Source organism: Microcoleus sp. (assembly GCF_049646505.1).
GTDB lineage: Bacteria > Cyanobacteriota > Cyanobacteriia > Cyanobacteriales > Microcoleaceae > Microcoleus.
This window is the reverse complement of record NZ_JBARVX010000113.1, coordinates 17,391-27,886: the sequence shown is the minus strand read 5'-3', so window position 1 is coordinate 27,886 and position 10,496 is coordinate 17,391. Positions and strand designations below refer to the sequence as shown.

General features: G+C 46.1%; 11 protein-coding genes. 5 read left to right on the top strand and 6 right to left on the bottom strand.

The window, feature by feature from the left end; genetic code table 11:
• Positions 1 to 333: 333 nt before the first annotated feature.
• A complete protein-coding gene (locus tag WBA89_RS06760) occupies positions 334 to 1,851 on the bottom strand; it encodes an SGNH/GDSL hydrolase family protein (protein ID WP_424404977.1) in 1,518 nt (505 codons plus the stop codon).
• Between the two features lie 495 nt (positions 1,852 to 2,346).
• Here WBA89_RS06760 and WBA89_RS06755 point away from each other — a divergent pair, with 495 nt between their 5' ends.
• The gene (locus WBA89_RS06755) at positions 2,347 to 2,691 is read left to right on the top strand and encodes a Dethiobiotin synthetase (protein WP_333090667.1); all 345 of its coding nucleotides are present in this window, start codon (positions 2,347 to 2,349) and stop codon (positions 2,689 to 2,691) included.
• Between the two features lie 47 nt (positions 2,692 to 2,738).
• On the opposite strand, the gene WBA89_RS06750 is transcribed toward WBA89_RS06755, so the two are convergent.
• Positions 2,739 to 2,936, bottom strand: a complete 198-nt coding sequence (locus WBA89_RS06750; protein WP_424404975.1) for a hypothetical protein — start codon at positions 2,934 to 2,936, stop codon at positions 2,739 to 2,741.
• A 255-nt stretch (positions 2,937 to 3,191) separates the two neighbouring features.
• Here WBA89_RS06750 and WBA89_RS06745 point away from each other — a divergent pair, with 255 nt between their 5' ends.
• Both WBA89_RS06745 and WBA89_RS06740 read left to right on the top strand, forming a co-directional pair.
• Entirely contained in the window at positions 3,192 to 3,581 is a 390-nt protein-coding gene (locus tag WBA89_RS06745; protein WP_424404973.1) for a hypothetical protein, read from the top strand.
• The gene (locus tag WBA89_RS06740) at positions 3,548 to 3,670 is read left to right on the top strand and encodes a hypothetical protein (protein ID WP_333418427.1); all 123 of its coding nucleotides are present in this window, start codon (positions 3,548 to 3,550) and stop codon (positions 3,668 to 3,670) included. The genes WBA89_RS06745 and WBA89_RS06740 overlap by 34 nt, the downstream gene beginning before the upstream one ends.
• Here WBA89_RS06740 and WBA89_RS06735 read toward each other — a convergent pair.
• The gene (locus WBA89_RS06735) at positions 3,667 to 4,371 is read right to left on the bottom strand and encodes a glycoside hydrolase (RefSeq protein ID WP_424404981.1); all 705 of its coding nucleotides are present in this window, start codon (positions 4,369 to 4,371) and stop codon (positions 3,667 to 3,669) included. The two genes, WBA89_RS06740 and WBA89_RS06735, sit on opposite strands and share 4 nt — an antisense overlap.
• A gap of 914 nt (positions 4,372 to 5,285) precedes the next feature.
• Positions 5,286 to 5,945, bottom strand: coding sequence for an NAD(P)H-binding protein (locus WBA89_RS06730; protein WP_424404971.1), 660 nt, complete (start codon positions 5,943 to 5,945; stop codon positions 5,286 to 5,288).
• A gap of 121 nt (positions 5,946 to 6,066) precedes the next feature.
• Here WBA89_RS06730 and WBA89_RS06725 point away from each other — a divergent pair, with 121 nt between their 5' ends.
• The gene (locus WBA89_RS06725) at positions 6,067 to 6,783 is read left to right on the top strand and encodes a DUF1997 domain-containing protein (protein WP_424404969.1); all 717 of its coding nucleotides are present in this window, start codon (positions 6,067 to 6,069) and stop codon (positions 6,781 to 6,783) included.
• A gap of 401 nt (positions 6,784 to 7,184) precedes the next feature.
• Here the strand turns inward: WBA89_RS06725 and WBA89_RS06720 are convergent, their stop codons facing one another.
• Together WBA89_RS06720 and WBA89_RS06715 are read right to left on the bottom strand one after the other, a co-directional pair.
• Positions 7,185 to 7,847 carry a hypothetical protein gene (locus WBA89_RS06720; RefSeq protein WP_424404967.1) on the bottom strand — a complete coding sequence of 221 codons (663 nt, stop codon included), beginning with the start codon at positions 7,845 to 7,847 and terminating at the stop codon, positions 7,185 to 7,187.
• Between the two features lie 322 nt (positions 7,848 to 8,169).
• Positions 8,170 to 9,186: a YihY/virulence factor BrkB family protein gene (locus tag WBA89_RS06715; protein WP_424404965.1), complete on the bottom strand. Its 1,017-nt coding sequence runs from the start codon at positions 9,184 to 9,186 to the stop codon at positions 8,170 to 8,172.
• A 225-nt stretch (positions 9,187 to 9,411) separates the two neighbouring features.
• Here WBA89_RS06715 and WBA89_RS06710 point away from each other — a divergent pair, with 225 nt between their 5' ends.
• Positions 9,412 to 10,053 (top strand): hypothetical protein, encoded by a 642-nt coding sequence (locus WBA89_RS06710; RefSeq protein WP_424404963.1) that lies wholly within the window; start codon positions 9,412 to 9,414, stop codon positions 10,051 to 10,053.
• The last annotated feature ends 443 nt before the right edge of the window (positions 10,054 to 10,496 follow it).

Genomic DNA, 10,496 nt, shown 5'->3' with positions numbered 1-10,496 from the left:
TTTCTCAGAAAGATGAGGTGCTCTCGCGGGCCTAAAAGCATCGGGCCTAAAAGCATCGGGCATCGGGCCTAAAAGCATCGGGCATCGGGCCTAAAAGCATACCTCACCTTTGTGAGAACCGCTATATCTAGTGCTACTTTATGAAATTGGTATTAATAACTTAAACACCTCCTACAGTCCTTTCTCCTGTAAGTTGCCAGGTAAAAGGAGGCAGAGCCTCCGCACCTGCATTACCAGGCAGAGCCTGGTAACGAGCAAAAGGAGGCAGAGCCTCCGGATCTGCATTACCAGGCAGAGCCTGGTAACGAGCAAAGATGCCTGTTGCACAAAATATCAAGTTTCTTGTGGGGCGGGCAAGATGCCCGCCCCTTGGGGACTTTTGGGATTTTTTGCTTCAGGCTTGTAAGGAGGGCGATAGACTCGAATTGCTTGAATGGGAACTGTGCCTTCTGTTTCAGGAATGATTTCAAGGATGTGTTTGGAGTTGCTTAAATTTTGAGCTAATGTTGTAGGATATTCGCGGCTTGAATCTGCAATTTGTGGCGGAATGTATGAATCTACAAACATCGGCTTAACTTGCCACGTAATCTCAAAGCCTTTTGGTGTAGGTTTTTTCGAGTATTCATAGGCATTTTGCAGCCACCAGTTTTTCGGTTCAATGGCGATGCGGCCAGATTTTGAAACGAACATTTTGTCGTTTGTACCGCTGCCGTCGTAACCTGTTTTAGAACCTATAACGTCAAATTTAAACTTGCTGGAGTCGCTGTTAATTTCGGTAATTACTGCTTTCCAATCTTCGACGATTAGCGGTTTTTGACTGGATATTTGGAGAATTGCGGGCCAACCGACTCCCAGACTAGCGCTGGGTCTGGTGATGGTGTAAAGTTCGGGAAATTCTGAGGGTTTTTTGCCGTCGATCGCAATTTTAGCAGAAATCGCGCCGCCGTTGAAGGTTTTATCGGCGATCGCATCTATCCGATTTCCTTCAAACTCTAAAACCAACTTGCCATCTTGCCATTTAACATCAGTACCAACTGTATAGGTTTTGACTAAATCCGGCGGCGCTTGAGCAGAACTTGGGTTGTATCGCAGGTGCGGTTTTATCAAAGCAGCTAGCAGAAAATTTCCCCACTCGTTGAGGTGAATGCTGTCGCTCAATAGCTGTTTTGGTTGCAAGCGATTGTCTTGCAAATACCTGCGCCAAGGTTCGCGAATTTCCGCGATTTCGCAGCCGTATTTATCTGCCAATTCTGGCAGCCATTTTGTAGAATGACTATTGTGCCATTCATATCCTTTGACTTCATCTGGATTATCGCTGCTGTCACCTGCGGGCAACCAGTTTATGTGGTCTGAATGCAAGAGTATTTCGCTAGCAGTGCGGCTGCGGACATTGGCAATTATCGCTTCGTAATCCTCATCACCTCCGTAGACGTGAAAAATTAGCAAATCTGGATAAAAAGGATACAAATCGTGTTCGCTGGGACGGATTAAAATCGGCGCGGCAAATCCTCCGATTGCCCGATTTTCCACAATCAAATCTGCATAGGGAAATCGCTGTTTCAAATCCTTTGCTACATCTTTCCACCAATCTTGCTCTGTGATGGATTGACCGTAAAATAGGATGCGTACTTGGCGGCGTTCTGTGGGAGTGCTGGTGGCAAGCAACCGCATCGTTCTTTGAATTCTGGCTCCCAAATTAGGATTGTTTGCAAGGGGAGCGGGCGGCGGAAATGGCGTTTCTGCAGATATTTTGGGGAGGAGCGGAACTAACAGGAAGCTCAGACACAAACAAAGCAGCCACAAGTAGCGATAAATTTTGGATTTTCTACTATTTCTCTGCCGTTTTGCCATTGTTTTATTGTTGTGTTCTGTAAAACTTATTCATAATACCAATTTTATAAAGTAGCGCTAGATATTACCCCCCCCAACCCCCCCTTATTAAGGGGGGGCTAAGATTTTATCTATACTACTATTTCCCTGCCGTTTTGCCATTGTTTTATTTTTCTGTTCTGTGAAACTTATTCATAATACCAATTTCATAAAGTAGCGCTAGATATTACCCCCCCCAACCCCCCCTTATTAAGGGGGGGCTTCGGACTTTATCTATACTACATATGAAAGAAAAATGGTATAACTACCAACCGTAGCTGTAGGGGGCGCTGCGGCGCACCTTCGGAAAGCTGTGCGGCCCATGAAAATGCGTTGCTACAATTCGCTGTACGGTAGATGACAATGCGCGCTTAACGAGTTGCTTTTTTTCTTCTTTCTGCTATATTAGCAAGTTGAGAGCGACAAAAGATGATATAATGCCAGCTAATTAATTGCAGGAGATCGATCGCACATCCAATGGATTACAAAACAGCCCGCAGTTTTCTGATCGACCAAGGAAGCGCCCTCGAAACTAAAAAAAATCCCGATGCCTTCCTGATGCGCCTCAAACAAGGTCAGCCACCGGTACCCGGACAGGTGACATCTATTTTATTAGCTTTAAAAATATTGTTTGAGGGCCTGCAAGAATCTCCCATGCTCGATCGGCAATTAATCTCGGCACTGCATTTACTCTCAGTAGAAAGTTTGCAGCAATTTGAAGCCGGACTCGGCAAAGGAGTTTCTTGGCCCCCGCTGCTGAAAGAAGATTTAAGTCGAATTGCGATCGCAGTCAAGAATATTTTTGCCGGAGTCTGGCAATAGTTTAACTCAGTCAACTCCGGATTTTTAACAATCAAAGTTATCAAACTCTACTCGCGAAAGCTTTCCAAGGATGCCAAAAGAGCCGGCAGTCCCGCCAGCGAAGCAGATACCAAAGCCTCATCTTTGTAAACTCGCGATCGCGCCGTGCCAATACTTTGATACCGTGAGGCGACAGAACCTCGCATTTCCGAATCTCCGGTTTCAGCCGGCCCTAAATTTTTGGTTTTTCGCGTCGGGCCCAACATAGCAGCATCCTCAATTAATCTCTAGATATGCGCCCGTGAGATTTCTCATGGCTTGCTCAATATTTCTATTGTTACGCAAATTTGTAATAGAGATGAAACCGTGAAATAATTATTCACGATAGGCAGGGATCGAGTTAAACTGCATAACAACTCTTATTAATTTGTTACAGGCGGCCGTTATTTCAGCCGATCGCCCGCAGCGGCCCAGACAGCAGGAACCAAAATCGCTGATTTCGCAAAAAAAAACTCAGATAAATGATGCTAACTCTCAGTGCAGCCACCGTTATAGCTCAAATCAGGCCCGACATCCAAAATTTGCCCGATGGAGACTATCGCTACCGAGACTCATTTGCGCTCGATCGACCTTTTCGAGAAATCCAATTTCGCAAACGAGATAAATACATCACCGGTAGCGACTCCGACAAACGCACCGGAAACAGCTACTGTTTTCGGGGAATCCCGCAGCACAACAGCATTACGAACATCACAGCAGCGATCGATATTTCGCCGAAAACAGCGCAAAAAACCGAATGGAAATTAGCACCGGGAAACCCGATTAATTTCGATCGGCTTTATCCACTACAAACTGGGCCGGGATTAGAATTATACAAATGTCTGACCGCATTTTTACCCAAATTGAAGTAGTCATCAGCCAACAGCCAACAGCCAACAGTCAACCGTCAACAGTCAACCGTCAACAGCCAACAGTTAACAGCCAACAGTTAACTCCCTAAGAACCAGTATTTGCCAACTCTTCCCGCAGCAGTTTTTGGTAAACTCTCGGCAAACTAGAACTCATAGAATTGTTCTCAATTCCATATCCCAAACTCGTCCAAGTTCCCGAAAGCATCCGCAAAACATCAGTTAATCTTTCCTGCCGCAGCATTTTTGAAATATCAGCTTTCCAAAACTTGCGATCGCTCAACCAAGCATAAACCACAGCATCCTGATATTCCGGTTCAAAACTGTAATCTTCCCAGAATAAAAAAGTAGCGCGACGGGCGTGATAGCGCTTCGCTTTCTCCTTCCAAGTTGTAGTCAAAAATTGATATCTGCCCGCCGCCGTAGTACACTTGCCCCGATTCGGGCCGTTAACAATTCTCACGCATTTGTCGGGATGGCGGCTCAAATCAAATACATATTTGCCGCCGTAAATAACGTGATAAGGCCGAGAAACATTTGACTCGCTAGCAGAAATAGTACGCATCAAAGCTCGAATGTAAGGATCGCCAGTTTTCATAGCCAGCGGTGGCATTTGTCTCACCTCGCTTGCTGACTGCGAAAGCGGCAAATTTCCCCGCAAATTGGCAACCAAGAAAACACTGCTGCCGATCGTAGCGACGATTAAAAGTATAAATCCGAGGATTTGAATTTCCGATCGCCTCAAGAAACCGCTTTGGCCGCGCCCCCATTTCTGGGCTTCCAGCAAAGTCATTTCCATGTCGGCAATTTCGGCTAATTTTCTCGCCAGCCGCCGCCGGCGCACCCGAAAATCGTATTGATATAGCGGCGCAGCTAACAGCGTTAAAATCGATAAAACCCCCGCCAATTTGACCAGCCAGAAATCGAATTCACCCGCAATCGCCACATTTGTGAGATTAGAGATTCCTGCGAACAATTTAGCCGGATCGATCGCGCGCGCGGGCCAATAAAAAATCGCCAGTTGCACCAACAGCGCCATATTAAACGCAAAAAAAAGCACTACAACAGCATTCAAGCCTTCTCGCAAGTGCGATCGAATGCCAGTATACCGCCGCTTGAACTTGCGCGCTTTCCCGTTGCGGCCCGGCAGCATAATTAGTAAGGGATTTAAAATATTGACCGCTAAAAAGTGAGCGACAAAGAATAAAGGTAACTGAATCAGCCAAGCCACCAGCAGCAGAGTCAAAAAACCGAGCTCGTTGCTGACAGCAGGAATACCCCTGCGAAGGACAAAACTAAAACTTTCAGCGAGAGCAAATGCCCTTAACCACGAAATCGGATAGGGGAACCAAGTTGGCCACTTGAGAGTTTTCATCATGCTGGGAGAGGGAAATTTTAATGGCGGATTCTCAAACTCTTAAGATTTTGCCAGATTTGGCGATCGAAAAATTGCTGCAGGGTGCGAAGCCTCAATTTTCGATCGGGGCACTGAAGATTTGAGATTGATATCGTTTCCGGTTGCATCGGAATGATTTAACCGCAGAGAACACAGAGGACACAGAGAGAGAGAATAGAGATATGAATACAGGACGATGCTACCGGATTTGATATGACTCCACAGATGCAGGGTGCGCCAGCCCAAATTTTTGACTCAACTCGAACAGTTGTTTTTGCCTGACGCACCGAACCCAAACAAGCTTAATTCAATCAAACCACACCGGCAAACAACTCCTCAAAACTCTTTTGTGGGGCATCCGGCTTCGCCACAATTTCCACAATCTTGTTGCGAGAAGCCGGCTGAAACAGCGCCTCCACGCAGACTTGAGCTACCTTAGTGCGGGGAATGCTGCTCTCAAACAGTGTATCCGCACTCCTCATGACGATCGCATCTGAATTATCCTCATTTTTGAGACCGCCCGGACGGACGATCGTATAAGTCAAGCCGCTTTTTTGCAAATACTCCTCCGCCTGTTTTTTCCACACGAGAATCAGCCAAAACAGATTCAGCGGGTGAAAAAACTGAGAAACGCACAGAGAAGTCACCAGCACAAAATGCTCAATTCCCTTAGTCTTAGCGGCCTCCACCAAATTTTTAGTACCCTCAAAATCCACCTTGTAAGGCGCTGTCGGGTCAAAACCAGGGGCCGCCCCCGTCGCGCACAGCAACACCGTACTATCGCCGATCGCATCGTGCAGAGAAGTCGCATTTAATACATCCCCTGTCACTAACTCAGCCTCCGGTGGTAAAATCTGCCTGGCCGTCTCCAAATTTCGGACTAAAGCGCGCACGGGAATGCCTCGCTTGACCAATTCTGTGACAATTCGGCGGCCAGTTTGGCCTGTGGCTCCTGCTACAAATGCTTTCATAAGTCAGGTTATGCTGTTCTTGGGTAAATTTTGTTGCAATCTATTTCCCAATTGTAGGGAGGAAACTTCCTTACCGCATCCCCAACCCGATCGATTGGCGTGTATTACAGGAGAGCATATTATGAAGCAGGATTCCGCTGAATATCAAACTACTGTTGAAGCTTCTGACGAAAATTGCTACCCAGATGCGAGTTTCCGACAGCCCGAAAGTGGAAGTGCGGATGCAGCAGAGGAAGTTGAGCCGATTTGGTTTCACGCCCATTTTGAAGACAGCATGGAGATGTACGCCGATGCTGCTGCGGTGGCTGAGCATTTGGACAATCACAAGAGTTGGTTTTGTCAGTGCGCTTTGCCGATGAAAGCTGAGCCGATCGGCGAAAACGGCTACGATCTATTAATCGGGCGTTTTGGGGCTTTCGGCTACCGAGTTGAAGCGAGAATCGGTTTAGAGTTGCTGCCGGCGGATGCTGAAGGCTGCTATTTGATTAAGACAATCCCGGTTCCGAATTATACCGCGCCCGGATATGAAGTGGATTTTCGATCGGCAATGAACCTAGTGGAGATACCGTCTGACGAATTTGCCGCCGATTGGCCCGCGTCGGAACGCGCGAAGCTACCGCCTGCGATTACCAGTGCCGCGTGGAAGCTAGATTTAGCTGTGGGGGTTTGTTTTCCTAAGTTTATTCGATCGATGTCTCAACCATTAATAGAAAAAACTGGCAATGCGCTTTTGGAAAAAATCATCAAACAAGTTAACCGCCGCTTAACCTATAAAACTCAGCTTCTTTTTCACGAAAGTTTGGGAATTCCTTTTCCCAAAAACCCTAAAAAACACTAACAAAACTTGCGCCCCAACTCACCTCATATCAATTCCAGTTGCACTCATACATGATGTTAACTGTTAGCTGTTAACTGTTAACTGTTAACTGTTAGCAGTTAGCTGTTATATCAATTCCTCTCTTCATCGTCCTGTATTCATTTCTCTCCGATCTCTCTGTGTTCTCTGTGTTCTCTGTGGTTAAATCATTCCGATACAACCGGAAACGATATTAACTGTTAACTGTTAACTGTGAGCAGTTAATTTACTATTCCGATGAAGAGAGGATTTGATATCATCCGGTGCCAGGGGCGCATTTTACCCTGCATAGTACGAGCTTTCTGGCAGCCTTCTTCTGACTAGACAGCTTGTGCTGGAAAATTAGATCCGCGCCAGTTTCTCTTAATATCTGACGCTTAAATTTACTTTCGCACCATCACGGACTTAATCGCAGCATTCGGCTGGTATTTGTTAGTCTCATAAAATCCATTTTTGCCAGCACCGTAAACTCCAGCAAATTGCTTTCCATCAGCTTTGGGAACAAACATAATTTTTCGAGTCGGTTGTTTGGCAAAAACCGCTCCTTCTCTCATTTCGTTGTCCACATTATAAGATAAAGTAGCCTTGCCGTAAATTGCTTCTGCTTTTTTCAATGTCATTCTCGGCCCGATGCCCTGAAGTGTTTTATAATTAGGGTTGTCAGTCATCAGAAGTTCAATGACATCGTTATCTTTGAGCTTTGTACCGGCGGGGTAGATAATCCGATACTGCACTTTGCCCGATCGACTAATCGCCACAGCATCAAAGTCTACCATAAAAGGAGACTCTACCTTAAACAGTGCCGTAGAACCGAGAGCCTGTTTCAGTTGTCCGAAAGTCATTCCCACTTTTGCTTCGCCAATTGCCCGATCGCTAATTGCTACACTTGTAGAGGAAGGTTTTGTCGCAGCATTGGCCGTTTCCCCCAGCTTATGTGCGCCCCCACGCGCCACAGCAGCGCCGGGAATCGAGATTAAGGTGAGGTAACTGCCGATCGCCAACAAAACAGCTATCATCGATCCAGATAAAATTTTTAGATTCAACATGAGTAATTCCTCAAGATTTCAACTTCGATTATCAACCCGCATCTTCTTCACTGTTTTCGGGATAACTTTATTAGTTTGGATTCTCAGAGGTGTTGGTCTCTTGACATTCCTTCCCGGTGGTGTTATTTTGGTACTAATTTTTCTGTCTTTTGTTACGGGTATCCTCAGCACTTTACTGCGCCGATAACCAGACATCCGGTAATTAATAATAGTCATTAGTCATTAGTCATTAGTTAGTTGTTACATCCTTGTTTCCAGGATCTGTATGCCTGGGAATACATATCAGGAGGCTCTGCCTCCAATGCCCAATGCCCAATGCCCGTTATTTTAGTTTCATGGCTTTTCCTACTGTCACGTTTAACTGAGCTCCGAGCAGCATTGCCAAAGAAGAAAGAGCGAGCCACAGCAGCAACACAATAAATGTGCCGATCGTCCCGTAAGCCCAAGTAAAATTGCCCAAATGCAAAACATAAAACCGAAACAAAGCCGAAAATAGCGCCCACAAAACAGCAGCAAAAACTGCTCCCGAAAAAATCGGAATATCGGCTTGGTGGCGGCTGGGCCCGTAGCGGTAAACAAAGGCAAAGGCAACTGATACAATCCCTAAAGCAATCGGCCACCGCCACAGGCCCCAAACAGCTAATAGTTGCGACTCTAAAGGGCAATTGCCGACAAGCATCAAGCAATTTTGGACATCTTTTAAATCGCAATTGGCGACGGACTCCAGCAGGCAGCTCTGGCGGGCAACAACTCGTACAATTAAGTCGCTGACAAATACGGCTCCCGATGCTATAATTAACAGCACAATTGTACCCATACTCAGAAAAATAGAAATAAGTTTTGCTTTCACAAAAGATCGACTTCGCTCGTTCGGGATTTGATGGATGCGATCGAGAGCTGCCATTGCCGCGCTCATGACTCCAGAAAATGCCCAAAGCGATGCCACAAAGCTTACTGAAAACAGCCCTTTATTGCGAGTTAACAAAATTTCTTTGATTAAGCCGCGAATCAAATTGCGAACGTCATCGGGTATTACCTCGCCCAAAAGACCGGCGATTTGATACAGTGTTGACTGCAAAGGTTCAAAAAGGGCGATCGCCGACAACACAGCCAACAGCCCCGGAAACAAGGCCAGTATAGAATTGTAGGCCATTTCCGCAGACAGCCCCGGCAACCGCTGCTCTCCCGCTTTCACGCCGACTTCCTTAAGCGTGCCCCAAGTCAAACACCGACAAAACACTAAAAAATCGCTAAACTTTTTCTTGATGGCTCGAAGCTTCTTTAAAAGCGCCTTAAACAAAGCTAAAATCAGGTAGCGCAACCAGTAATAAATGTTCATAGGGCACAGGAAAGGGGAAAGGTGAAAATGGAAAATAGATCCGGGGTAACGGCCAACTTTCACAGCAGTCAGCTTTGGAGAGTTCGCGGTTAGATATTTATGCAAGCAAACGGGAAGCTTGCACAAAGTGAAAAATGCTTTTTAGAAAATCTGGATGCTCCCCCAATTCGCAATTACCAATTACCAATTCCCAAGGCTTCAATTCTTTAATCTCAAATTAATAATATGTCTCAGCAGGATGTCAGACAGTGGTTAGATGAAATTAAGCGGCTGCAACAGCAGTTAACGGAGGTTTCGCGCGATCGCGACGAAGCAGGTGAAAGTGCGGCTCAGTGGCGCCAACTTTACAATACTGAAGCCGAGCAGCGCCGGAATGATGCTAAATTAACTCAGCAAAGCGTTGATGCTTTGTCAGCACAAATAGAAGATTTACAAAATTTTTACCCGATTGTAGCCGACGATGACGGTGCTGGAGTTGCTCGCGAGCAGGAAGTCGCACAACTGCAAACAGTTGAGCAACTTAAAACTAAGTTAGCAGAAGTTCTCCAAGAGCGCGATCGGGCGATCGAACAAATTAAACAACTCACCCAAGCCCTCAAACAAGAAGAAGCCCGTCACGCCGAGACTAGCAGAAATTTAACTACCGCCCTCGGAGATGCCGTTGACTTGCTCACCAAAGCACAAACTGTTCCTACTACCAAAATGGAAACACCAGCATATTCTCTAGAAATAGTACCTACCCGCACTGCAAATCCCGGCGAAACTGCGATCGAAATCCGCCAAAATCCCGATCGATCCGATCGAAATTCCGCCCAACTTCCACCTTCAAAAAACCAGTTACTCGATCTGCCGCCCTTTGGGAATTAGGAGTTATATTGTGTGCGATAATTTATCCGACGTAATTATAAAATCTACTTGTGGCGAAGATTTTTTGGGCGGTTAGCTGTTAAGCTGTTGCGGTATATGAATTATCTGTCAAAAAACAATTCCCCGTCTTGTCGGGTAGGCGTGACACCCGAATCGTCCCTTGTCGTCGAGTCTAGTCCCCCTACATCCCCCTTATGTCGGGGGACTTTGAGAAGACTCTTGTCCCCCACCCCACAATGGATTTTAACTAAGAGTGGAACAGATCAGAAAGCCTGTTTCTGGAAATGTTGCAAGATGTGAATTTAAAAAGAGGTAGATTGCGATTTACTGTTAGGTTGGGCGGGTTGATTCAGATTGTTGGTACTTGTTAGATATTGTTGGTGAAACCCGCCCCTACAGGTTTTCGCTCGCAGGCTCAATATCTTAGGTTGGGCGGGTTGATT